A 24,800-nucleotide genomic window follows, 5' to 3' on the forward strand; every position below is an offset into this window, starting at 1 on the left:
CCCCCATCCCCACCCAGGAGTTGACTCCGCGATGACCCCCGACGACCCGCTGCTGAAGATCCTCGCCTGCCCGCTCGACAAGGGCCCGCTGCATCTCCTCGTACCGGAGGAGGCCCTCTACAACCCACGGCTGCGCCGCCGCTATCCGCTGATCGACGGCATCCCGCAGCTGCTGCCGTCCTCCGGCGAGCAGGTCGCCGACGAGGAGCACGAGCGGCTCCACCAGCGCATCGAGGCGGGGACCGCGGGAGCGGGCGCCGCGGGGGCAGGCGCCGCGGAGCGGGTCGTGGGCGGCGAGGAGGGGGGCGATTCGACATGACCGTCGCCGCCCGCATCGGCCCGCTGCTCCCGGCCCGCCTCGTCGGCGGCCTCGCGGCCGCCGTGTACCCGCGGTTCGAGCCCGAGTTGGCCAGGCTCGCCGACTTCTGCCCCGCCGACTGCGACACGGCCCTGGACGTCGGCGGCTGGTACGGGCCCTGGTCCCGGCGGCTCGCAGGCCGCGCCCGCCGGGTGATCGCCGTCGAGCCGGTGCCGCACCTGGCCCGCGCCCTGGACGCGGCGACCCCGGCCAACGTCCGCGTCGTCCGGGCCGCGGCCACCGACCGCCCCGGCACGGCCCGCCTCTGGCTCCCGCACGACGACCGGGCCGCGCGCGGCGACCGCGGCGTCTCCTCGCTCGTACGCCGGGACATCCACGCCCGCGCCCTGGACGTGCCCTGCCTGCCCCTGGACGGGCTCGGGCTGCGCGAGGAGGGCCGGGTCGACTTCGTGAAGATCGACGTCGACGGCAACGAACTGCCCGTACTGCGCGGCGCGGCCGAGCTGCTCGACCGCGATCACCCGGCGCTGCTCGTGGAGTTGGAGGCCCGCATCCAGCCCACGTCCCCGGTGGTCGACCTGCTCGCCGGGCACGGCTACCGCGGCTGGGTGCTGCCCGGCCGCTCCTGGGTCCCGCTCGACGACTTCGACCTCGCGGCCCACCAGGCGGACACCGCCCATGTGGTCCGCCGCGGCCTGCTCCGCCGGGTCCTGCCGTTCAAGGGCCCGCGGTACGTGAACTCGGTGCTGTTCCTCGCGGGCGGCAGACGCCCAGGCACGGCGGCGGTACGCGACCATGGGGCGCATGCCCGCTAGCGCTGCCGCCCCCTTCGGCCCGGCCGACTTCCAACTGGTCCTGCTCCGCCGGATGGCCGACCACAACCCCGGCCCGGTCGAGGACGCCCGGCGCGCGCTCGGCGCCACCACCGCCGAGATGCGCGAGGCGAACCGCCGCTGGCAGGCGATGACCCGCTCGCCCCGCGGCCGGTCCGCCGCGGCCCGCTACCGCTCGGTCCTCGGCACACCGGAACGGCTCCGCCGCACCATCGGCGACCTGGAGTGCGAGGCCCTGCTCTGGCCGGTCCCCCTCTGGCCCGACCTCCGCTTCGAGGTGCTGCTCGCCCCGACGGGCGCGGTCTGGAACGAGTGGCTGATCCGCGCCCCCGGCGCCCCCGGCCCGCGGCTGCGCACCCTGGCCGACCTCACGCCCTGGTCCTGCACGGTCGACGAGGCGGCCCGCGCGTTCCCGCCGGCCCGCCCCCTGGAGGGCTCGGCGCCGACCCGCTGGGGCCTAGGGCCTGTCGTTTGGATCTTGCCGGGGTCGCGGGCCCTGGCACGCACATCTGCCGCGTTGTCGTCGGTTGCCATGGCTCCGCCATGTCGCCCTCCTCCGCCTTGCAGCTGCACGCACCAGACCCCGCTCAACTCGACCGACCCGCGCCGCCGACCGGATCCGGCCTGATCCAAACGACAGGCCCTAGCCCTGTCCGTACCGGAGCGGGAGGGCGGCGAACGGCGGCCGTGCGTCGCGGAGTTCACGTGGGGATTGCTGCAGCGGGTCGCGCTCCGGGACCTCCCCCGATGATCCCGGAGCACGCCCCGCGCATCGCCCCTACAGCACCTCGGCGGAATACCGCCACGGGCGACCTCGGGGTCCGGGCGGCCCTTTCGCGGTCCAGGAGGTGGGCCCTGCGGTGCTTTCTGCGCCATGCTGTGCCTCCTTGCGTTTCCCCCAGGCGGCAGCCCCGTTGTCGTACACGACGGTGCTCCGCCTCTGTACGTGGACGACGCCAGGACCAGGCGCTAAACAGGCTCTGAGTGTGCGATAGCCGACCTCGTTCAGCGCGGGACGGCCCTGGGCGACTCGGGGCGCCCCCGAGGGTGCGCGAGAGGGTGCGTAGAAGTTGCGTGGGCGGGTCGGGCTCGGGTAGCCAGACGGCAGTGCCACGGACGAAGAACAAGGAGTCGGAACGCGTGAGTTCACCCCATCCGGAGCTTTTCCCGGACCTGGTCGCGGGCGTCGAGCGCCCCGCGCTGCGCTTCGGCGAGCGCAGTCTCACGTACGCGGAACTCGCCGCGGCCGCGGGGTCGTTGGCGGCGCGGCTCGACGGCGGCCGGCGAGTGGCGGTGTGGGCCACGCCGACGGTGGAGACGGCGGTCGCGGTCCTCGCCGCGCTGCTCGCGGGGGCGCCCGCCGTGCCCCTGAACCCGAAGGTCGGCGGGCAGGAGTTGGAGCACATCCTGACGGACAGCCGCCCGGTCGCGGTACTGGCCGCCCAGGAAGCAGAACTCCCTGGCCCGCTGGCCGAGTGGACGCGCATCGACGTAGCAACCGAAGCCCCGACATCGGCACCGTCATCGGCATCGGCACCGGCACCGTCGCGTCCGTTGCCGCCCGAACCCGACCCAGACGCCCCGGCGCTCGTCGTCTACACCTCGGGCACCACCGGGCCGCCCAAGGGCGCCGTGCTGCCGCGCCGGGCGCTCGCCGCGACCCTCGACGCGCTCGCCGACGCCTGGCAGTGGACCGCCGAGGACGTCCTGGTGCACGGACTGCCGCTGTTCCACGTGCACGGGCTGATCCTCGGCCTGCTCGGCCCGCTGCGCCGCGGCGGCGAGCTGCGGCACCTCGGCCGGTTCTCCGTCGAGGGCGTGACGCGTGAACTCGCCGCCGGGGCCACGATGTTGTTCGGCGTGCCGACGATGTACCGCCGCATCGCCGAGGCCCTGCCCGCCGACCGTGCCCTCGCCAAGGCCCTGGCCGGGGCGCGCCTGCTGGTCTCCGGCTCGGCCGCGCTGCCCGTGCACGACCACGACCGCATCACGGCCGCGACGGGCTGCCGCGTCATCGAGCGGTACGGCCTGACGGAGACCCTCATGAACACCAGCGCGAGGGCCGACGCCAGGCCGCGCGCCGGCACGGTGGGGGTACCGCTGCGCGGGGTGGAACTGCGACTCGTCGACGGGACGGGCGCGCCGATCGCGGGCCCGGACGAGGTGGGCGAGATCCAGGTGCGCGGGCCCCACCTGTTCACCGGGTACCTGAACCGGCCCGACGCCACGGCCGAGGCGTTCACCGACGACGGGTTCTTCCGCACCGGCGACATGGCGGCGCACGACCGGGACGGGTACGTGCGCATCGTCGGCCGCAAGGCCACCGACCTGATCAGCAGCGGGGGCCACGAGATCGGTGCGGGCGAGATCGAGAACACGCTGCTCGACCATCCCGGCGTACGGGAGGCCGCGGTGACCGGCGAGCCGGACCCGGACCTCGGCCAGCGCATCGTCGCCTGGATCGTCCCGTACGACCCCGCGCGCCCGCCCGGCGAGCGAGAACTCGCCGACCACGTCGCCACCCGACTCGCCCCGCACAAGCGGCCGCGGGCCGTGCGATACGTGGGGGAGCTGCCGCGCGACGACATGGGAAAGGTGATGAAGCGCTCCCTGGGCCAGGCCTGAGCCTTTTCGATCCCCTCCCCGCCGCGGGGCTCCGCCCCGGACCCCGCTCCTCAAACGCCGGAGGGGCTGGATTTTGCGGGTGGGGGCGGGATTTCAGCCCCGGCAGGGGCTGGTTTTTAAGGGGCGCGGGGAACTGCGCGACCAGCCACAACGGCGCAGCAGCCGAAAGACGACCGGGGATACGGGGGCGCAGCCCGGAGCGGGGACCGGGGGCGGCAGCCCCAGAACGGGGGCCGGGGGCGGCAGTCCCAGAACGGGGAGAGAACGTTGCCCCTGGAAACGAACAAGGGAGCAGGTGTTCCCTGGAACAGGTGATCGTCGCCGCTGAGATTGCATCGGCCCCAAGTGACCAACGATGCTTACGGAGCGCAAGCAACGGGCTGCAGACCGTGATTGCGAGTCCCAAGCGCATGAGTCCCTCATGCGCGACACACGCAGCACAAGGAGAAGCACCACCATGAACTTCCTCACCGACCTCCTCGCCGGCGTCGTCCACTTCATCGGCTGGCTGGTCTGACGCAGAGAGAAGTCTGACGCAGAGCGAAGTACGCCGCGGCGCCGTCTCCCCCCGTCCCAGGGGGAGGCGGCGCCGCCGCGTTGTCGTCCCCAACACCCGTCCGCGACAATGCAATTGATCGAGGCGGCACGCGCACGACAACACGCGGACAGAACCACGGGGGACGGCGTCACATGGACAACTTGGTGGAGTTCAAGGCGGCCGACGGCGCACACGTCGTCGTCGAGGTGGCCGGCGACGACCCGACCGGCGGCGCCCGGCTCGCCGCCCGGGGCGGCGACAACGGCCCGGTCCAGGCGCCCCGTACGTTCGAGAACTCCCTGGAGAGCGCCCGCGCGGCCGCCGAGTCCGCACTGCGGGTGTTCCGCGACGGCAGCCTCCAACCGGACGCCGTGGAGATCGAGTTCGGCGTGAAGCTGACCGCCGAGGCGGGTGCGGTGATCGCGAAGACGGCGATCGAGGGCCACCTCCTGGTCAAGCTCTCCTGGACCCCGCAGCAACCCCAACAACCCCAGCAGCCCCAGCACCCCCAACAGCTGGAGCAGCCGGAGCAGCCCCGGCGCGCCCAGCAACCCACCACATGAGCACCACCTCCTGGCACGCCCGCATCACCTGCGGCAACGAGGTGGGCGGCGGCTTCCTCGTCTCCGAACGGCACGTCGTGACCTGCGCCCACGTCGTCGCCGCGGCCCAGCACGCCCCCGCCGACACGCCCCTCACCGTCACCTTCCCCGACGGCCCCGGCCTCGGCCCCTACGCCGCCACCGTCGTCGCGCACGGCGGCTGGTCCGGCGCCGTCAACGACCCGGGTGACCTGGCCGTGCTCGCCCTGGACCGGCCCGCGCCGATCAAGCCCGCCGAGTTCGCCCCGCCCGCCGCGGCGTACGGCACACCGGCGCCGAAGCTCCTCGTACACGGATTCCCGCTGCACTACGACGAGGGCAAGATCGCCGAATGCCGGGCCACCGCCGACCAGTTGATCGCCGGCGAGTGGGTGCAGCTGGAGGCCTGGGGGACGTACGGGCAGGCGCTCGCGCCGGGGTTCAGCGGCGCGGCCGTGGTGCGCGCCGACACGCACCAGGTGGTCGGCATGGCCGTGGCCTCCGACCGGGACCCGCGGGTGCGCGGCGGCCGGATGCTGCCCGCGGCCGCTCTGCCCCGCTACTGGCCCCCGCTGGGCGACCTGATCCCCACCCCGCGCTACGAGCCCGAGGACAAGGAGCAGTTGCGGGACCTGATCGCGCGGGCCGAGGCGGCGGGCGCCGAGTGCCGTCCGGACCAGCTGTACCGGGACGCGGTGGACGCGCTCGGCCCGCCGCTGCCGCCGCTCGGCTTCGCCTCGCTGTGGGAGGCGGCCTGGTACGTCCTCGCGGAGGTCAGGGACCCGGAGGCCGCGGCCCGGTTCGCCGCCCGGCTCGCGGACTTCGCCGACGGCGACCCGGACGCCCGGGAGCGGCTGCGCCGCTGGCCGCCGAGCTGGGCTCGCCCGGTGGCGAGCGGCGCGGCGGCCGGCCCCGCCACAGCACACCCGCGCACGCACCCGCGCACTCACACGGTCCGCGCCTGGCAGTCCGTCCTCGTGGAGATCGACCACAGCGGCGCCGACCAGAACCGGTTCAACGTCTCGGTGTCGCTGTGCCGGGACGGCGAGCGGCACCCCGTCGGCGAGCGTGCGCTGCCGCGCGCCGAGGTGCGGGCGTACGCCCTGGAGCGGATCGGTGCGGCGTACCGCCTGATCGCGCCCGGCGCGGACGAGTTGATCGCGTTCGCGCTGCCCAAGAAGTGGATCAACCAGCCGGTGCACGCCTGGGAGCGCAGCAAGGACGACCCGACGCCGCTCGGCTGGTTCGCGCCGGTCGTCGTCATGGACCTGGCGCGCCGCCGCGACGCGATGCTCCAGCACCGCCTGCACGACTCCTGGCGGGCCCTGGACGCGCAGTCCGGGAGCGTGCTGCACCGCGTCGAGTGCGGCAGCGACCAGGAGCAGGTGCCGCTCACCCAGGCGCTGCGCCGCCGCACCGCACTCCTCGGCTTCGCCGCACCGCCGAAGGCGCCGCGCGCCAAACAACAGTTGAAGGCGGGCCTGAACGCGCCGGTGCCGGTCATCCTGTGGCCGTACACCGGCTGCAAGGGCGGCCACGACACGGCCGAGGCCTGCCCCGGCGCCTCGTTCCTCGACACCCTCGACGGCTATCTCGAATGTCGTACGCCCGCTGAACTCCCGTACGAGATATGGCAGTTGCGGCAGGATCCGGAGCAGGAGTGGGCCCGGCACCTGACGCTCCTCTGGGAGGATCCGCGCTGCTTCCCCGACCCTGCCGCCGCCGGCTTCCGTCGCTCACCGGTCGGCTGACCGCACCGTCCCCAGAAGGAGAAGCCCGCATGTCCCAGTGGCCCGTCTACACCGGCGCCGCCGAGCCGCACGACGGCATCGACGCGCTGCCCCCACCGCCGCCCTGGCGGGCCTTCGACGGCGGCGGCGACAGCCCCCTCGACCTGCCGGCCGAGCCCGCCGACGGCTCGGCCGCCTCCCCCGACCGCACGCACCGCGCTCACACGTACCGGCCGACGGAGCAGGCGGTGCAGCTGGTCAACGCGGCCCTGTACCTGCGCCGCCCGCTGCTGGTGACCGGCCCGCCCGGCAGCGGCAAGTCGTCCCTCGCGTACGCGGTGGCAAGGGAGTTGAGGCTCGGGCCCGTGCTGCGCTGGAACATCACCAGCCGCTCCACGCTCGCGGACGGGCTGTACCAGTACGACCCGCTGTCCCGCCTGTACGCGGCCGGGCGGGCCGCCGCGCAGGACCTGCCGTCGGGCGGGGAGCTCCAGGACCATCTGCGCCTCGGCCCGCTCGGCACGTCGCTGCTCCCCTACCGCAGGCCCCGGGTGCTGCTCATCGACGAGATCGACAAGAGCGACCTGGACCTGCCGAACGATCTCCTGAACGTCCTGGAGGAGGGCCAGTACGAGATCCCGGAGCTGCTGCGCGCCGCCCGCACCACGCCCGAGGCGCATGTGATGGTCGACGGCTCCGACGAGCGGACGCCGGTCAGGGGCGGCCGGGTGCGCTGTCACGCCTTCCCGTTCGTGGTCCTGACCAGCAACGGCGAGCGCGAGTTCCCGCCCGCGTTCCTGCGCCGCTGCGTCACGCTGCGCCTGCGTCGGTCCGACGAGGAGCACCTGGAGGCGATCGTCCGCGCGCACCTGGGCGAGCCGGACGCGTACGCGCGCACCCTGATCGCCCGTTTCCTGGAGCGCGGCAACAGCGGCGAGCTCGCCACCGACCAGCTGCTCAACGCGATCTACCTGACCGGCGCCGCGGGTCTCTCCGCCGGCTCCCGCGACGAGCTCGCCGAGCAGCTGATGCCGTATCTGAGCCGCCTGGCGGGCGGCGGCGAGCGAGCCGCGGGCGACGCGCAGGAGCCCGATGCCTTCTGACCTCCCCCTGCCTTCCGGCCGCCGTACGGACGCGTCCGTCACCCGCCTCGCCGACCTCCTCGCCGAGGCGGGCGCGGCCGCACGCCCAGGCCCGCGAGAGCTTGCCGAACTCCTGTGGCTGGCCGGGCAGTTGGGCGGCGGGGAAGGGTCCACGGAGGCGGGGGCGGCGCGGCCCCCGTCACCCGTACGGGACGAAGAGGCCCCCGACGCACCCCCTACGCCCCCACCGGCCCCCGACCCCTCAAGCGCCCCTCGCCCTGCCGGGCCGGAGCCGAGCGAGCACGGACACGGACACGGGCGCGCGGACGGGCGCGTACCCCTGCACCTGCCCGCCCGCGGCGAGTCCGGCGCGGGCACCGGCGGGCACCGCACCCTGCACGTCCCCGCGCCCCCGATGCTCGCGCGCCCCCTCACGCTGCAGCGCGCCCTGCGTCCGCTGAAGCGCACCGTGCCCGCACCCACCGGGCACGTCCTCGACGAGCCGGCCACCGCGCACCGCATCGCCGCCCTCGGCGGCGACCCGGCCCGCTGGCTGCCGGTGCTCCGCCCGGCCGCGGAGCGCTGGCTGCGCCTGGACCTGGTGTACGACACAGGCCCGACGATGCCGGTCTGGCGTCCCCTCGTCCGCGAACTGCGGGACGCGCTCGCCCAGTCGGGCATCTTCCGCACGGTGAGCGTGCACCGGGCCGGGCCCGACGGCCGGGTCCGCCACTCCGGGGCCCCGGCCCCCGCCGACGGGCGCACGGTCACCCTCCTCGTCAGCGACTGCACGGGCCCGCAGTGGCGGCCGGGCCCGGCGGGCGACCTCTGGTACGCGCAACTGCGGCGCTGGGCCGCGCGCATGCCGCTCGCCGTGCTCCAGCCCCTGCCGGAACGCCTGTGGCGCACCACGGCCCTGCCGACCACGCCCGGCCTGCTCACGGCCACGGCCCCGGCGGCCCCGAACGCGTCCCTGTCCTTCGAGTCGTACGACGGCGACAGCTCCCCGTCCGAGGATCTGCTCCCGCTTCCGGTTCTGGAGCCGACGGCGACCTGGCTGGGCCACTGGGCCGAGCTGATCGCGGACCCGGGCGGCCGCCAACTCCCGGGCGCGGTCGCCTGGTTGGGCCTGCAGCCTCCGGTTCACAGCTCGCCGGGAACGGAACCCCCGGACACCCTCTCCCCCTCCGACCTGATCCTCCGCTTCCGCTCGCACGCCTCCCCCGAGGCGTTCCGGCTCGCCGGACATCTGGCGGTGGGCCGGCCCGAACTCCCGGTGATGCGCCTCGTCCAGGCGGCGATCGAGCCCGACCCACAGCCGCAGCACCTCGCCGAGGTCGTCCTCAGCGGCCTCCTGCGCACACCCCCCGCCGCCACGCCGGGCGCGTACGCGTTCCGTCCCGGCGTACGGGAACTCCTCCTCGGCACCCTGCCGCGCTCGGCACAGGGACGTACGGAGCAACTCCTCTCCGACGTGGGCGAGTTGATCGACGCGCGGGCGGGGCTCGCGGCCCCCGAGTTCACGGCGACCACGACGGGCGGCGACGAACCGGCTCCGTCGGACGGCCCGATCGCCACGGTGAGCCCCGGCACAGCCCGACTCCTGGGCGGCGCCCCGCCCCCGTCCCCCCTCATCGCCGCCCGCTACCGCCTCGGCCCGGCGCTCGGCCGCAACGAGAAGTACTGGTCGGCGGTGGACGAGCGGACGGGTGAGCGGGTGGTCGTCCGCCTCGCCGACCGCGACCTCTCCGCCTGGCCGGGCTCGCTGCCCGAACACCCCAACCTGGTCCGCGTGCTGGAGGTCGGCGAGCACGAGGGCCGGCCGTTCATGGCCCTGGAACACGTGGACGGCCCGAAGCTCTCCTCGTACCGCACGCATGCGCAGGAGGCCCAGGACATGGCGGCCGCCCTGATCGACGCGGTGACGACGCTGCACGCGGCGGGCGTGGTGCACGGCCGGCTCGTCGCGGAGAACATCCTGGTCGCCCCCGACGGCACCCCGAAGATCAGCGGCTTCGCCCTGCACCGACGCCCGGCCGCGAGCCGCGTGGACGACCTGCAGGCACTGGGGCAGATCCTCATCAACCTCGCGTACGCGCAGCGTTGGGACCGCGACGTCGAACTCCCGCAGAGCTTCCGCCAACTCCTCACCGACCTGGAATCAGGCATCGGCCCCGCCTGGCCGACCCGCCTCCCGTGGCCGTACCGGCCGCTCGGCCCCATGGGGTTGACGATGTGGCGGGCCCGGCAGGAGGAGACGGGCGAGGAGGTGGTGATCCAGCACTTCTCGGGGCTCGACGCGGACGACCCCGTCTTCACCCGCACCACCGACCTGCTCACCGCCCTCCACCACGAGAACGTCGTACGCGTCCTGGACCGGGGCCGCACGGACCAGGGGGCGTTCCTGGTCACGGAGCGGGTCAGGGGGGTGAGCCTGCGGGAGCTGCTGGCGGAGAGCGGTGCGAGCGGCGTGCCCCTGGCCCGGTTCCGGCGACTGGCCCACCAACTGGCCGTCGTCGTACGCGATATGCACGCCCAGAGCCTCCCGCACCGGGACCTCACCGCCAACCATGTGCTCGTCACGGACGACGACCACCTGATTCTCTGCGGCTTCGCACTCGCCAGGGACGTGGACAGCGCCGTACGGGAGGACCTGGCCAAGGTCGGCACGCACGTCCAGGCGATGGCGACGGGCCGGGCTCCCACGTCCGACGAACTGCGCGCGGACGAGCTGGTCTCCCTGCCCGAGGCCTGGCGCGGTCAACTCGCCACGCTCGTCAATGACTTGAGGTTCGGGTCCCTCGACCAGGCCAGGGCCGCGCTCACCGCGCTCACCACCCTGACCCGCAAACCCGCCCCGCCCCGCCCCCCGCGCCTCTACCGCCTCTTCGGCCCGCCCCGGTACGAGGAGGGCGGGCGGGTGACGGAGGTCGGCCTGCCGGGGTCGCTGGAGAACGCCGTACTCTACGCGCTGCTCATCCGCTGGGGCGAACTCGTCTCGTACGAGCAACTCCTCGCCGACATCGGCGAACAGCCGCCCGGCGCGTCCGCCGAGGAACAGCTGCGCGCGGCCCTCGACTTCCTCCGTGCCGAGCTCGGCGACGACGTGGTGGGCGACGCCGCCGACGGCATGCTGTTCTTCCGCTTCGGGGAGGGCGACACCACCGATGTCGTGCGCGTCGAGGAACTGACCGCCGACGCGATCCGCGCCCGCGAACAGGGCCGCGCGGCCGACAGCCTGCGCCTGGTGGAGGAAGCCCTCGACCTGATGCACGGGGAGCCACTCCCCGGAGTGCCGGGCGTCCGCGCCGCCGTCGCACGCGACAGCATGGCCGCGCTGTCCGTGACCCTCCGCCTCACCCGAGCCGAACTCCACTACGCCGACGGCGACTTCGAGCAGGCCCTCGACTACGCGACGGACGTCCTGCGCGAGCGCTGGGGCCATCCCGAGGCGACCCGCCTGCGCATGAGCGCCCTGCACAGCCTGGGCCGTCGCGTGGAGGCCCTCAACACGTACCAGGCCTACGAGGACCAGCTGGACTCGCCCACCGAGGCCGACCCGCCGATCCGCCGTCTGCAGCGGGAGATCGCCGCGAGCCTCGGAGAGGCCCGCCTGTACATCGAGTTCACCGAGACGCCCCAGGACGCCCGGACACGAGAGACACTCAATGCGCTGCTCCATCAGGCACTGCGGGCGAACCTGTCGGACCTCGGGCGCCTCACTCTGCAGCGCACCGACGACGGCCAAGAGCTGTTCGTCGTGACCGCCGCTCAGGGTGCCCTCCTGACCCGAGCCGTCCGCACCCTCGGCGACATCCACCGCGCTCTCCCCGGAAACCCGCGCCTGCGCGCCCTCCTCGACGTACGGCCCCCGGACTTGCTCGAAGCCTTGGCGGCCGAGCAGGTCCAGGAGCCCCTCGCTCTGGCCCTCTCCCCCGAGCTGTACGACAGCCTGGTCGTACGGGACCAGCTGGCGGACGCACGCCTCTTCCGCCCCCTCGGCTCCCTCGCCCGGTACTGCGTCTGGCCGGCTCCGGAGCTCGCGAACCGGCGGGAAGAGCGCACACTCACCCTGCCCAGCGCACACGCGTCCCGCCCCTTCACCGCCCAGGTCGAGTTCAACTGGACCTTCTCCGGCCCCCAACTCCCCGGCGGCCAGGAGCCCGAAGAACTCGTCGCCACCTTCCGCGACGCCGCCTCCCGCATCACCGTCCTCCACCCACCCCTCGACAGCGCCGCAGCCCTGCACCAGCTCCGCCAGGAACTGCACGCGCCCAAGTCCCCCCGCGTCACAGCCCAGCACGCCGTCCTCAGCCTGACCACCGAACGGCCCCCCGCCGGGCTCGCGCCCCGCCGCCCACGCCTGGACGGGGTCAACCCGCTCACCGAAGCCACGACCGTCCTGGTCTCCTTCGACGGCCCCCTCGTCCACCTCTATCCGGGCGAGCGGGCCGCCGCGCAGGCCTGTCGTGAGCTGCTCGTGGGCGTCACCGAGCAGCAGGACGTGGAGGAGACGTTGCGCGGCGAGCCGGTGGTGCGCAACCTCCGCGAGGCCGGGGTGCACCCCCTCGACGTGCTGCGCACCTACGCCGGCCGCCCGCTCGCCCACTCGCTGCGGTCCCGTCTGGACGGCATCGAGCTGCGAGCGGTCTACCAGGCCTCGCGCAATCAGGACGGCACGGCCCTGCTCTCCGCACTGCGCCGGGCGGGGCGCGACGTCGCGATCGTCTCCGACACCTCGCCGGAGGCGATGGACGCGTGGCTGGGGCGCAACGGCGACGTCTCCGTCAACGGCGGATTCCACGGCCGTACGCTCCGCCTCGACCGGCTGATGCCCGACCCCGACTGCCTGAGCCGCGCGCTCGAAGCGCTGAACAACCCGCCGCGCACCGCCGCGATGATCGGCTCATCCGTAGCCGAGTACGAAGCCGCACAGGCCCTCGGCCTGCACTTCGTCGCGTACGCGCGCGGGGCCAAGGAACGCCGTCAACTCCGGGACGCGGGCTGCGAGTTGATCGTCGACTCGCTGGAGGAACTGCAGGGCTTCACGAACCCCCAGCCATGAGAACCTTCACGCCTCCGGCGACCGCGCGTCATACCGAGCGAACCCCCGCCACTTCAGCGCAAGCAGCCCCACCGCCACCACGCACGCCAACCCGCCCCCGGTGATCGCCAGTTGCGGTGAGGTCAGGTCGGCCGCCGAGCCCGCGAGGAAGTCGCCGAGTCGGGGGCCGCCCGCGACGACCACGATGAACACGCCCTGGAGCCGGCCCCGCATGTCGTCGGGCGTGGCCGCCTGCAGCATCGTCGAGCGGAACACCATGGACACCGTGTCCGCGCACCCGGCGAGAGCGAGGAAGAACATGCCGAGCCACAGGTTCCGGGTGAGCCCGAAGACCGCGATGGCCGTGCCCCACGCGCCGACCGCGAGGAGGATCGCGAGCCCGTGCCGTCTGATCCGCCCGAGCCACCCGGAGAACACCCCGCCGAGCAGCGCGCCCACGGCGGGGGCGGCGACGAGGAGTCCCGTCGTACGCGCGTCGCCGCCGAACCACAGCACGGCCACGGCGGGGAAGAGGGCGCGCGGGTGGGCGAGGACCATGGCGCACAGGTCGGTGAAGAACGTCATGCGCACGTTGGGCCGGGTCGCGAGGAAGCGCAGTCCGTCCACGACGGACGCCCGCTTGGCGGCGCCCGCGGCCCGGTCCGGCTTCATCGACGGCAGCCGCCACATCGCGTAGAGGGCGACGCTGAACGACGCGGCGTCGAGCAGATACGCGGCCTGGTAGCCCCAGACTCCGACGATGAGCCCGCCGAGCATCGGCCCGAACATCATGCCGGACGTGGTGGTCATCGAGTTCAGGGCGTTGGCGGCGGGCAGCTGCTCCGCCGGGAGCAGCCGGGGGATCATCGACGTACGGGCCGGGGAGCTGAGGGCTCCGCACACCGCCTGCAGCGCGACGATCGAGTACAGCAGCCACACCTCGTGGAAGCCGGCGAGGGCCGCGCCCGCGAGCACGAAGCTCAGCAGACACAACCCGGTCGAGCTGGCGAGGCCGAGCTTGCGGCGGTCCACGATGTCGGCGACGGCCCCGCCGTACAGGCCGAAGACGACGAGCGGCACGAGGGAGAAGAGCCCGACGAGTCCGACGGCGAAGCTGGAGTGCGTGATGTCGTACACCTGCAGCGAGATCGCAAGCGCGGTCATGGCCTGGCCGAGCCAGGAGACGGTGCTGCCGATCCACAGCCGCCGGTAGTCCGGGGAGGTGCGCAGCGGGGTGAGGTCGGCGAGGATCCTCCGCTTGACCGCCCGCTCCGCCTCGGCGCCCGCCCCCGCCGCGGCGTCCGCTGTCTCCGTCTGCCCACTGTTCGCTGAGGTCTCGCTGGTCACAGGCGATGCTAACGCGCACGCCCGCCCGGCCTGCCGGGGATTTCAGCACCGCCCCCGGTACGCGATCCGCGGCAGCGGAGCCGGGTCCGGGCTCATGGCTCGGCTGCGCAGATACGCGAGGGCCGCGTCCACCCGCGCCGAGCGCAGCGACTCGTGCCCCGGCACCAGCATCCGCAGCTCGTCGGCGGCGGCCGCGAAGTCGCCGGAGCCGAGCCGCTGATGGGCCAGCTCGATCCGGATGAGCGCCCGGGAGCGCTGCTCGGCGGGCGGCCGCAGGGAGAGGGAGAGTTCGAGCGCGGACACCGAGCGGCGCAGGTCGCCCTCGGCCCGGTGCATGCGGGCCACCTGGTAGAGGAGCGCGCCGAGCGAGTACGAGCCGTTCTCGTCGTCCTCGCCCCGGTCGATCCAGTACTCCGCGCCGTCCATGTCCTTCACGGCCCCCGCCCCGTCCCCGGTGACCGCGCGGGCGACCGAGCGCTGGGTGAGCAGGAACGCCCGGGTGCCCGCGCCCGCCCCGTCGAAGCCCAGGTCGACGGCGGCCTCGGCGAGCACCGACGCCTCGGTGGTGCGGCCCAGTTCGAGGGCGATGACGCTCATGTCGCGCAGCGCCGCCGCCCGCAGCACCGGCCGGCCGGCCTCGGCGGCGAGTGCGGCGGACAGTTCGAGGGCGCGCTGCGCCGCCCCGTGGGCGAGGTCGTCGGCCCAGGCCCGGCCGAGCATCCGGCAGAGCCGGGCGGCCTCGGCCCGGTCCGCCCCGGAGAGCTCGCCGACGATCAGCTCGCGCACGGCCCGGCCCCCGCTGCGTTCGAGCAGGTCGAGTGCGCTGAGCACGGTGGCCCCGGCCCGGAGGCCGTCCGCCCCGCCGCTCCCCGCTCCCGCTCCCGGCCCGCTCTCCGTACGACCTGACATCGAGGCGCGAGCCGCCAGGGAGGTGCGGGACCTCAGGGGGTTGCGGGCCGCCACCGAACCGCGGGTCGCCGCCGCACCGCCGCCGAGCTGCGGCAACCTCGGTGCGCGGTACGGCAGTTCACGCAGCCGCTTCAGCTGCCTCGGGTCGCGGTGCTCCAGGACCAGCTCGGCCAGCTCCCGCCGAGCGTCCCCGGAGCGCCCCCACGCCCCGTCCGCCCCGCCCCGGCCCACGGCGCCCGCGAGGCCGCCCGGGGTGCCCGCGTCCGCCGCGTCGCCCGGCCCGCGCTGCACGGGCATCGTCCGCGCCGCCGCCCGCACCCACGCCGGCGCCGTCCCCTGCCCGTGGGGCCCACCGCCGTACGTTCCGCCGCCGTACGACGGGACCCAGCCGGTCCGCGTGCCCGCCGTGGTCTCGCCGCGCGCCGTGCCGACGGTCCCGAAGCCCAGCTCCTCCACGGTGACCAGGCGTCCGAGCCGCTTGGCGAAGGCCCGTACGAGCAGATCGCGCGCCGAGGGCCGGGGCCGCGTGCCGGCCAGCCAGTGCGAGACGTTGGACCGGTCGTACGAGACCCGGACCCCGGCCTGCCGGCCCGCCGCGTTCACGGCCCTGGCCAGCTCGGCCCCGTTCCACTCGGCCTCCTCGAGGCGCTCCCGCAGACGGTCGTTGGGTGTTCGGCGCGCCCCCATGGCCTCGCCCCTCCTCGTAGTCCGTGCACGGGCCGTGTGTCGGCACGGCCCGCTCGGCGATCCCGCCCCGCCGCCCCATGCAAGGCGGGGCGGGACCGCTCCCCTTCTCTCCCCCCGAGCCCCCGACCACCGCCCCCACGACAGTGGCCGAAGCCCCGGCCCGGCCGGGTCGCGCTCAGCGAGCGGCGGCCCGGCCGGGAGGTGCCTTCCGAGCACCGAGAGGGAGATTTCCATTCGCACCGTGACCGCAACAACACAGCATGTGACCAACTTTCAACATCAACGGCCAAAAAGCAGCGGACCGTAGACGCTCTACCCAAGGGGTTACGGGCCACCGCCGACCCGGTCACGTACGCGAATGGCCGAAGAGCAACGCTTGCCGACCCTCCGACGCGCCCTCCCGCACTCCCCGACGCCCGCTCCTCACGCCTCCCCCGCGCCCCCCTCGCACCTCCATGCACCGACCGCGACCGGAACCACCCGTACGGCGGCACCCCGCCCGGCCGCTCTCAACGCGCGAGATCGCTCCGGCCGCCGGACGATGCCAGGAGACAACCACCAGACATGGTCTTGCGCTCTCGGGAGGAACTGCCATGACCGTCAGCCTTGAGCAGCTGCATCGCTGCCACTTCGGCGTCGACCTGGGTGCCGCTCGCACCCGCGTGTACGTGAAGGGCGCGGGCCTCGTCGTCGACGAGCCGAGCGTCGCCGCCGTCAACACCAGGACCGGCGGGCTGATCGCGGTCGGCGCGCTCGCGGAACAGATGACGGGCCGTACGCCCGACTACATCCGGGTGGTCCGCCCGGTCTCCGGCGGCACCGTCGTCGACATCGACATGGCGCAGCGGATGCTCAGCCACCTGCTCGACGACAAGCTGCGCCGCACCCTGCGCCGCAAGCCCCGGCTGCGCGCGGCGGCCTGCGTGCCGCACGACGCCGACCCGCTGGCGCAGCGCGCGGCCACCGAGACGCTGATCGGGCTCGGCGCGCGCCGGGTGGAGCTGGTGGACACGCTGATCGCCGCGGCGGTGGGCTGCGGACTGCCGGTGGAACAGCCCGAGGCGACCATGATCCTGGTGTGCGGGGCGGCCACCACGCAGGTCGCGGTGCTCTCCATGGGCGCGATCGTGACGGCCGAGCGGATCCCGGTCGGCGGCGACGCCATCGACAACGCGATCGTCCAACACCTGCGCCACCAGCACGAGTTGATGCTGCCGAGCCAGTCGGTGCGCCCGCTGCAGCTGGCGCTCAGCGGCAACGGCCTGACCACACAGGGCCCGGAGTCCACCGAGATCCACGGCCGCGACGTCGCCACCGGCCTCGCCCGCTCGGTGCACGTCCAGACCTCGGCCGTGCGCGAGGCCATCCACACCCCGCTGACCGCCGTGCTCGACGGCCTCGGCAAGGTGCTCCGCCACTGCCCGCCCGACCTGGTCGCCGACCTCGCCGACCGGGGCATCATGATGGTCGGCGGCAGCGCCCTCCTGCCGGGCCTGGACCAGATGCTGCGTACGGCGACGGGGATGCCGGTGCACATCGCGGAGCGCCCCGACACCTGCGCGGTGCGCGGCCTCGGCGAGATGATCGAGGGCAAGATCTCCCCGATGCGCCTCGACCCGCTGGCCGGGTAGGGCAGGGCGCCCCCTTCGGATCCTGCCGGGGTCGCGGGCCCTGGCACGCACATCTGCCGCGTTGTCGTCGGTTGCCATGGCTCCGCCATGTCGCCCTCCTCCGCCTTGCAGCTGCACGCGCCCCCAAGCTCTCGGCTTCGCTCGAGCAGGGAGGTACCCCCATGACCCCGCTCGACTCGACCGAACGGCACCGCCGACCAGGTCCGGCCTGACCCGAAGGGAACGCCCTGATCGTGTCCATGTCCCTGCAGCTCGTCGGCGCCCTGTTGATCCTGGCGTCGTTCGTGCTCGCTCAGACGGGCCGGCTCGCCTTCGGCTCGGCCTGCTATCTGTGGCTGAACTTCATCGGCTCCTCGCTCCTCGCCATCGACGCGGTGGCCGGGGAGCAGTGGGGCTTCGCCCTGCTCGAAGGGGCGTGGGGCCTGTACTCGCTGCTCGGTCTGGTGGACTGGGCCCGCGGCCGCCCGATCAGCGGCCGCGAAGCCGCGTGACGGAGGCCGGAACGGGCCGGAAGGGGACGGGCATGGCAGCGGAATCGGGCGGCGCCCACCCCGCACCGGGCGGCGACCACCCCCCACCGGGCGGCAGCCGGCCCGCACCCGGCGACGACCGGCCCGCACCGGAGCGGGAGCCGCTGCTGCTCGAAGCGGTCCTCAGCCTCGGCACGGACCTCGAACTGCGCACCGCGCTCCAGGACTTGGTGACCGCAGCGACCCGCCTCACGGACGCCCGGTACGGCGCGCTCGGCGTCGTCGACCCGGAGCGCAGCGGCGGCCCCCGGCTCACCGAGCTGTTCACGGTCGGCCTGGACGAGGCGGCGAAGGCCCGTATCGGCGACCTGCCCTGCGGCGACAAGGGTGTGCTCGGCGCGCTGCTCCGGGACCCGCGCCCGCTGCGCGTCGACGACCTGGCGGCCGACCCGCGCTCCTGCGGCACGCCGGCGGGGCATCCCCCGATGCACAGCTTCCTCGGCGTGCCCGTACTCGTACGGGACGAGGTGTTCGGCGACCTCTATCTGACGGAGAAGCGCGGCGGCGGGCCGTTCACGGCGGAGGACGAGCGCCTGGTCCGGATCCTCGCCGCGCAGGCCGGCATCGCGATCGGCAACGCGCTGCTCTTCGAGAACGCCCGGCAGCGCGAGCGCTGGATCGAGGGCGCGGCTGCGGTCACGACGGCCCTGCTCAGCGGTGCGCGCAGCGACGATCCGCTGCTCGTGGTGGCCGAGCAGGCGCGGCTCCTCGCGGACGCCGACGCGGGGGTGATCCTGCAGCCCACCGAGGAGGGCGGCATGGAGATCGTGACGGCCTCCACGCACGGCGACCCGGCGGACCTGGTCGGCGCCACGATCGCCCCGGGCAGCCCGGTTCTGGAGCAACTCCTCGGCGGGGAGCCGGTGTTCGTCGACGACTCGGCGACGGACCCGCGTATGACGACCCATGTACGCAGCCGGTTCGGCCCGAGCCTGCTGCTTCCGCTGCAGAGCGGCGGCCGGCTGATCGGCACCCTGGCCCTGCCCCGCACCCGGGGCGCGCGCGGCTACACGTCGGTGGAGCGGCAACTCGCCGGCCAGTTCGCCTCGCAGGCCGCGCTCGCCCTGGTCCTCGCGGACGCCCGGCGCAGCCGCGAGCGCCTCGCGGTCTTCGAGGACCGCGACCGGATCGCCCGCGACCTCCACGACCTCGTGGTCCAGCGGCTTTTCGCGACCGGGATGATGCTGGAGTCCACCCAGCGCAGGGCGGTCGCCCCGGAGATCGGCACGGCCATCGGCAAGGCGGTCGACGAGCTGGAGTCGACCATCCAGGAGGTCCGCACGGCGATCTTCGCCCTGCAGCAGCCGCCCGTCGACGCCCCGACGAGCCTGCGCGGCAAGGTCCTCAAGGAGGCCGCGGGCGCGGCGGCGGTGCTCGGCGTGACGCCGTCGACGCAGTTCAGGGGTGCCGTCGACAGCCGCGTCCCGGAGCCCGTGGCGACCCGACTGCTCGCCGCGCTGCACCACGCCCTGGCCGCGGCGGCCCGCCGCCCGAACGTGTCCGAGATCCGCGTGCACGTCGACGCGGACGCCCGACTCCCCGACGGGCGGCCGGGGTTGATCCTCACGGTGGACGACGACGGCGGCCCGGACGGCACCACGGCCACGTCCCAGTGGCCCCTCTGACCGCACGGCGACGACGCGCGGATGAACTCTCGGCCGCCGGGCCCCGGACGGGTTGACGCGCGTAGCTGACCGCCTCCACTCTTGGGTCGGCCGCCACCGGGGCGGTGCACTCGGGTTCGACGGTCGGGAGGCCGAGATGCTCAGACGCACGGCACGTACGCTCGGATTATTTGTCATGACCATGGCCTGCGCGGTGTTCGGTGTGAGCGCCACCGCCGGCACCGCCCAGGCCGACAGCTGCTACACGTGGAGCCGGACGCTGTCCGAGGGCGCCTCCGGCAGTGACGTGACGCAGCTCCAGATCCGCGTCGCCGGCTGGGTCACCTCCGGCGAACGCCTCTCGTACGACGGCCAGTACGGCGCCCGCACCGCAGCGGCCGTCAAGAAGTTCCAGTCCGCGTACGGCCTGACCGCCGACGGCGTCGCGGGCCCCGCCACCTTCGAGAAGATCTACGCCCTCCAGGACGCGGACTGCACGCCGATCCACTTCACGTACGCCGAACTCAACAAGTGCAACTCCGACTGGTCCGGCGGCGCGGTCCCGGCGGCCACGGCCAAGGCGAACGCGCTGAAGACGATGTGGAAGCTGGAGGCGATGCGGCACGCCCTCGGCGACGTCCCGCTCACGATCTCCAGCGGTTTCCGCTCGCAGTCCTGCAACAGCGCCGTCGGCGGCTCCCCGACCAGCCGCCACCTCTACGGCGACGCCGCCGACCTCACCGGCTCGCCCACCCTCTGCCGCCTCGCGCAGCAGTCGAGGACCCACGGCTTCTCGGAGATCCTCGGGCCGGGCTACCCCGGCCACAACGACCACACGCATGCGGCGTTCGACCCGAGCCCGTACTGGTCGGCCCCCAACTGCGGGATCTGACAAGGGAGTCACGTGCGCGCACGGGCGGAGCGCCCGTGCGCGCACCCCCTCCACAGGTGCCTCGAAAGGCAACATCGCGCACAATCTGACATACGGGCCCGACGCGCCGCACGCGGGCCACGGTGAGGGTTGCTGACGTGCTCGATGTCCCGCTCTGGCTGTGGGGGGCATTCGCCGCGACGGTGCTGGTGTCGCTGGCGGTCGACCTGCTGTCCCACCGCACCGCGCACGTCATCGGCTTCAAGGAGGCCCTCGCCTGGAGCGGCCTGTGGGTGGGGCTCGCCCTGGTCTTCGGCGCGGTGATCTACCTCGTCCTCGGCCCGACGGCGGGCACGGAGTACACCACGGCCTGGCTGCTTGAGAAGAGCCTGTCCGTCGACAACCTCTTCGTCTTCGCCGTGATCTTCGCCTACTTCAAGGTGCCCCGCGCCTACCAGCACCGCGTGCTGTTCCTCGGCGTCTTCGGCGCTCTGGTGTTCCGCGGCGTCTTCCTCTCCCTCGGCGTCGCCGTGGTCAGCCGGTTCACGGTCGTCCTGTTCGCGTTCGCGGCGGTCCTCTTCTACAGCACGTACAAACTCCTCAAGGGCGAGGAGGAGACCTTCGACCCGGGCCGGAGCCTCGCCGTACGGCTGCTCCGCAGGGTCGTTCCGGTCCGGGACGAGTACGCGGGGGCGAAGTTCTTCGTGAAGGAGGCCGGCCGGCGGGTCGCGACCCCGCTGCTCGCGGTGGTCGCGGCGATCGAGGCCGCCGACCTGATCTTCGCCGTCGACAGCGTCCCGGCCGTGCTCGCCGTGAGCGACGACGCGTTCGTCGTCTACACCAGCAACGCCTTCGCCATCCTCGGCCTGCGGGCGCTGTTCTTCCTGCTCGCCGGGCTGCTCGACCGCTTCCGCTACCTGAGCGAGGGCCTGGCGGTCATCCTGTCGTTCATCGGCGTGAAGCTCATCCTCCAGGCCGCGCACGAGATGATCAGCTCCGACGTACCGGAGATCCCGTCCCCGGTCAGCCTCGGCGTCATCGTCGTCGTCCTGACCGCCTCGGTGCTCCTCAGCCTCGCCAGGAAGTGACGGTTCAGCAGGACGACCGACGGGTCACGCGGCCGCCGCGGCCCTGCGTACGGAGAACATCGTCGGGGCGGGTTCGCTGCCGAGGAAGTCGAGGACGAGGTGGTTGACCTCGGCGGGCCGCTCCATCGGCACGGCGTGCGAGGCTCCGGGGACGACGGCCAGCTCGGAGTCCGGGATCGCACGGTACAGGGCGATCGTGTGCTCCAGGGTGACGAGGTCGTCGTCGCCGACGAGGACGAGGGTGGCCGCCTCGATGCGGGCCAAGTCCTCGGTGGAGACGGTCGGCTGGGTGCGGAACATGTCGATCAGCTTCGCCGCGACGACCGGCCAGTGCTCGGCCCCGTCGGGCGAGACGGCCTCGTACATCTCCCGGAACATCGCCAGGTCGGGGGCGTCCGGCGTCATGTGCTCGAAGATCTGCGGCGCCGCCCCGCTCTCCGGCGCCGGCAGGAAGTTCGCCCCCATCGCCACGACCTTCCGCACCAGGTCCGGGCGGGCGATGGCGACGAGCAGGGCGACGATGCCGCCGTCGCTCCAGCCGACGAGATGGGCCGGAGCTCCGACGACGGATTCGAGGAACGCCACCGTGTCGTCCGCCATGTCCTGGTACGAGAGCGGCCCCGGGGTGTCCGGCGTGTGACCGTGCCCGCGCCGCTCCGGGAGGAGGACGCGGTACCGCTCCGCGAACGCGGCCCGCTGGGCGCCCCACGTCTCGTTGGTGCAGAAGCCGCCGTGCAGGAGGAGCAGCGGGTCGCCGGCGCCTTCCTCCTCGTACCAGGTCCTGACGCCGCGGAGTTCCACGTAGTCGCCCATGATCCAGGCCTTTCGGAGCACTTCCCCACCAGTCTCCGCCCGCGGCCGAACGGCCTGCAATGCGAGGCGGACAGCCGTCTGCGTCAGGCCTCCTGGGCGAGCGAGGCGATGATCGACCGGACCGTCTCCTCGGTGATCCCCGGGTGCAGGAACGCGAGGCGTACGACGGTCTCGCCCTCCCAGACGCTGGGCGTGACGAACGCGAGACCGGCGGCGAGCAGGCGCTTGCACCACGCGTAGTAGTCCTCGGGCTGCCAGCCGGTGCGGCGGATCAGGACGACCGTCAACTCGGGCTCGCGGAGCAGCTGGAGGCCCTCGGTCTCCTCGGCGAGCCGGGCGGTGTACCGGGCGATCTCGGCGCCCCGCGCCACCGCGTCCCGGTAGGCGTCGGTGCCGTGGACGGCGAGCGAGAACCACAGCGGCAGGCCGCGCGGGCGCCGGGTCAGGTGGTAGGCGTAGTCGCTCGGGTTCCAGTCCTCGTCCTGGCCGTCTCCGTCCGCGCCGTGGATCGCGTCGAGGTACGACGCGTCCTGCGTGTGCACGGCACGGGCGAGCCGCGGCTCCCGGTAGAGCAGGGCCCCGCAGTCGAACGGCGCGAACATCCACTTGTGCGGGTCGACGACGAGGGAGTCGGCGTGCTCGATGCCGCTGAGGCGCTCGCGCAGTTCCGGTACGAACAGGGCGGCGCCCCCGTAGGCGGCGTCGATGTGCAGCCACAGGTCGCGGTCCCCGGCCTGTTCCGCGACGCCGTCGAGGTCGTCGATGATCCCGGCGTTGGTGGTGCCCGCGGTGGCGACGACGGCCACGACGGGGGCTCCGCCGTCGGCCGCGGCCGTGTCGAGCGCGGCGGCGAGTGCCGTACCGGTGAGCCGGTGATCCGAGGTCGGGACGACCAGGGGCTCCACGCCGATGATCCGCAGGGTGTTACCGACGGAGGAATGGACCTGGTCGCTCACGGCGATCCGTACGGGGTCGGCCGCGGCCAGGCCGAGCCGGCGCCGACCGGTGTCGCGGGCCACGACCAGGGCGGACAGGTTGCCCGCCGAACCGCCGCTGACGAAGCAGCCGCCCGCACCCTGCGGCATCCCGGCCAGGTCGGCGAAGAGGCGAAGGACCTGGTTCTCCGCGGCGACCGCGCCGGAGGCCTCCAGCCAGGACACCCCGTGCAGCGACGAGGCCGAGAGGACCATGTCGAACAGCGCGGCGGCCTTCGTCGGGGCCCCGGGAATGAAGGCGAGGAAGGCGGGGTGGTCGCAGGACACGACCGTCGGCTCAAGGGCGTCCGTGTAGGTCCGCAGTACGTCGGCGGGGCGGCGCGGGGCCGTGCCGATGGCGTCCTTGAGCGCCAGGGCGAGTTCCTCGTGCTCACCGAGCCGGCCCAGCGGCGGGGGGTCGAGCCGGAGCCGGTCGAGAAGATGGCCCATGACCTGCTGGGTGAGGTCCTCGTCGTAAGCGTGCACGGAGGGCTCCTGTCAGAACGCCGATTAATTGGATCTATCGTGGATCCATTTCGGACCTTAGGCCTCCCCCCGAGCGCTCGTCAACAACCGGACCCCGATAGCGGAGCCCCGACAGAGGCGCGGGGAACGGGCGACGGGGCCCCGACAGGGGCGCGGGGCTGTGACATATGCGGCTCCGCCGCGCGGGCGCGACCAGCCACGACGGCGCAGCAGACGAAAAACAACCGGGGCCGGGGCTCAGCCCGAGGACGAGGCGAACTGATCCAACAGCACCAGGAACTGCCGATGCGCCTCCTGCAGATGCTCGCGCATGCGGCGCTCCGCCGTGTCCCCGTCCCCCGACAGGACGGCCAGAGCAATCGCCTCATGCTCCTCGCGGAACGCCCGCCCGAAGTCCCCGCCGGTCGGGTAGACCGGCGTCCAGTCGGACCCCAGCCAGAGCGCGTTGCCCGCCACGAACATCTCGGTGCGGGCCCGCGTGACCGCCTCCGTGAGCACCTCGTTGCCGCCGGCCTCGGCGACGCCGAGATGGAAGCGGGTGTCCACGCGGTGGTACTCGCCGAGGTCGGCGACCTTCGTCTCCAGCATCTCGACGAGCCCGCGCCTACTCCCCGCCGCACCCCGCTCGGCGGCCAGGCGCGCCGCGAACGGCTCGATGGCCTGGCGGTACTCCATGTAGTCGCGCAGCGAGGCGCGGATCCCGGCGGCGATCGCCGCCCTGCCGTCGCGTCCCCCCTGGGGCGCCGGGGCGACCCGGGTGCCGCCGGAGCGCCCCAGGGTCGTGACGACGAGCCCCTCGTCGGCGAGTTCCCGTACGGCCTGGCGGACCGTGTTGCGGCCGACCCCGAACACCTCGGCGAGCTCCCGCTCGGTCGGCAGCCGGTCACCCGGACCGAAGCCGCCGAGCGCGATCCGCTGGCGCAGCGCCTCGGCCACGACCGCGTGCGACGGCGCCTGCCGGGGGCCCGCGCCGGCAGGGCCTGCCGTCTGGATCTTGCCGGGGTCGCGGGTGGCCGCCCGCTCGTTCCGCTCGTTCCGCTTGCCCGCACCGTCGCCCCGGCTCGCGCCCGTGCCGCCCATGCCCTGCCCCTCACCCCTGGATTCCGTT

Annotated in this window: 18 protein-coding genes; 13 read left to right on the forward strand and 5 right to left on the reverse strand. The window is 73.8% G+C overall.

Features of this window, described 5'->3' with window-relative positions:
• Positions 1-31 precede the first annotated feature (31 nt).
• The 8 genes from QIS96_RS31200 to QIS96_RS31235 all read left to right on the forward strand — a co-directional run bounded on the left by QIS96_RS31200 (position 32) and on the right by QIS96_RS31235 (position 12,773).
• Positions 32-319 carry a Trm112 family protein gene (locus tag QIS96_RS31200; protein ID WP_282546180.1) on the forward strand — a complete coding sequence of 96 codons (288 nt, stop codon included), beginning with the start codon at positions 32-34 and terminating at the stop codon, positions 317-319.
• Positions 316-1,134 carry an FkbM family methyltransferase gene (locus tag QIS96_RS31205; protein ID WP_282546181.1) on the forward strand — a complete coding sequence of 273 codons (819 nt, stop codon included), beginning with the start codon at positions 316-318 and terminating at the stop codon, positions 1,132-1,134. Before QIS96_RS31200 ends, QIS96_RS31205 begins: the two co-directional genes overlap by 4 nt.
• Positions 1,115-1,780, forward strand: a complete 666-nt coding sequence (locus QIS96_RS31210; protein WP_282546182.1) for a hypothetical protein — start codon at positions 1,115-1,117, stop codon at positions 1,778-1,780. Before QIS96_RS31205 ends, QIS96_RS31210 begins: the two co-directional genes overlap by 20 nt.
• Before the next feature lie 512 nt (positions 1,781-2,292).
• Positions 2,293-3,777, forward strand: coding sequence for an AMP-binding protein (locus tag QIS96_RS31215; RefSeq protein ID WP_282546183.1), 1,485 nt, complete (start codon positions 2,293-2,295; stop codon positions 3,775-3,777).
• 690 nt (positions 3,778-4,467) lie between these two features.
• The gene (locus tag QIS96_RS31220; protein WP_282546184.1) at positions 4,468-4,878 is read left to right on the forward strand and encodes a CU044_2847 family protein; all 411 of its coding nucleotides are present in this window, start codon (positions 4,468-4,470) and stop codon (positions 4,876-4,878) included.
• Positions 4,875-6,647 carry a VMAP-C domain-containing protein gene (locus QIS96_RS31225; protein ID WP_282546185.1) on the forward strand — a complete coding sequence of 591 codons (1,773 nt, stop codon included), beginning with the start codon at positions 4,875-4,877 and terminating at the stop codon, positions 6,645-6,647. Before QIS96_RS31220 ends, QIS96_RS31225 begins: the two co-directional genes overlap by 4 nt.
• Positions 6,648-6,676: 29 nt before the next feature.
• Positions 6,677-7,729, forward strand: coding sequence for an AAA family ATPase (locus tag QIS96_RS31230; protein WP_282546186.1), 1,053 nt, complete (start codon positions 6,677-6,679; stop codon positions 7,727-7,729).
• The gene (locus tag QIS96_RS31235) at positions 7,719-12,773 is read left to right on the forward strand and encodes an SAV_2336 N-terminal domain-related protein (protein WP_282546187.1); all 5,055 of its coding nucleotides are present in this window, start codon (positions 7,719-7,721) and stop codon (positions 12,771-12,773) included. Before QIS96_RS31230 ends, QIS96_RS31235 begins: the two co-directional genes overlap by 11 nt.
• Before the next feature lie 6 nt (positions 12,774-12,779).
• Here the strand turns inward: QIS96_RS31235 and QIS96_RS31240 are convergent, their stop codons facing one another.
• Together QIS96_RS31240 and QIS96_RS31245 are read right to left on the reverse strand one after the other, a co-directional pair.
• On the reverse strand, positions 12,780-14,003 hold the full coding sequence (locus QIS96_RS31240; protein WP_282546208.1) for an MFS transporter: 1,224 nt from the start codon (positions 14,001-14,003) through the stop codon (positions 12,780-12,782).
• Positions 14,004-14,141: 138 nt separating this feature from the next.
• Complete coding sequence (locus QIS96_RS31245; RefSeq protein ID WP_282546188.1) at positions 14,142-15,695, reverse strand: hypothetical protein; 1,554 nt, start codon at positions 15,693-15,695, stop codon at positions 14,142-14,144.
• 593 nt (positions 15,696-16,288) lie between these two features.
• Here QIS96_RS31245 and mreB point away from each other — a divergent pair.
• The 5 genes from mreB to QIS96_RS31270 all read left to right on the forward strand — a co-directional run bounded on the left by mreB (position 16,289) and on the right by QIS96_RS31270 (position 21,419).
• Positions 16,289-17,326 carry a rod shape-determining protein gene (gene mreB / locus QIS96_RS31250; RefSeq protein ID WP_282546189.1) on the forward strand — a complete coding sequence of 346 codons (1,038 nt, stop codon included), beginning with the start codon at positions 16,289-16,291 and terminating at the stop codon, positions 17,324-17,326.
• Between the two features lie 239 nt (positions 17,327-17,565).
• Positions 17,566-17,817: a CBU_0592 family membrane protein gene (locus QIS96_RS31255; protein WP_282546209.1), complete on the forward strand. Its 252-nt coding sequence runs from the start codon at positions 17,566-17,568 to the stop codon at positions 17,815-17,817.
• 32 nt (positions 17,818-17,849) lie between these two features.
• Positions 17,850-19,481: a GAF domain-containing protein gene (locus tag QIS96_RS31260; RefSeq protein WP_282546190.1), complete on the forward strand. Its 1,632-nt coding sequence runs from the start codon at positions 17,850-17,852 to the stop codon at positions 19,479-19,481.
• A 136-nt stretch (positions 19,482-19,617) separates the two neighbouring features.
• Positions 19,618-20,352 (forward strand): D-Ala-D-Ala carboxypeptidase family metallohydrolase, encoded by a 735-nt coding sequence (locus tag QIS96_RS31265; RefSeq protein WP_282546191.1) that lies wholly within the window; start codon positions 19,618-19,620, stop codon positions 20,350-20,352.
• A gap of 137 nt (positions 20,353-20,489) precedes the next feature.
• Positions 20,490-21,419, forward strand: a complete 930-nt coding sequence (locus tag QIS96_RS31270) for a TerC family protein (RefSeq protein WP_282546192.1) — start codon at positions 20,490-20,492, stop codon at positions 21,417-21,419.
• A gap of 24 nt (positions 21,420-21,443) precedes the next feature.
• Here QIS96_RS31270 and QIS96_RS31275 read toward each other — a convergent pair whose 3' ends face one another.
• The 3 genes from QIS96_RS31275 to QIS96_RS31285 form a co-directional block, all read right to left on the reverse strand.
• A complete protein-coding gene (locus tag QIS96_RS31275; RefSeq protein ID WP_282546210.1) occupies positions 21,444-22,232 on the reverse strand; it encodes an alpha/beta fold hydrolase in 789 nt (262 codons plus the stop codon).
• 83 nt (positions 22,233-22,315) lie between these two features.
• Positions 22,316-23,692, reverse strand: coding sequence for a pyridoxal phosphate-dependent decarboxylase family protein (locus QIS96_RS31280; RefSeq protein ID WP_282546193.1), 1,377 nt, complete (start codon positions 23,690-23,692; stop codon positions 22,316-22,318).
• A 237-nt stretch (positions 23,693-23,929) separates the two neighbouring features.
• On the reverse strand, positions 23,930-24,772 hold the full coding sequence (locus tag QIS96_RS31285) for a FadR/GntR family transcriptional regulator (protein ID WP_282546194.1): 843 nt from the start codon (positions 24,770-24,772) through the stop codon (positions 23,930-23,932).
• Between the last annotated feature and the right edge of the window lie 28 nt (positions 24,773-24,800).

This window comes from Streptomyces cavernicola (genome assembly GCF_029968035.1).
Lineage (GTDB): Bacteria > Actinomycetota > Actinomycetes > Streptomycetales > Streptomycetaceae > Streptomyces > Streptomyces cavernicola.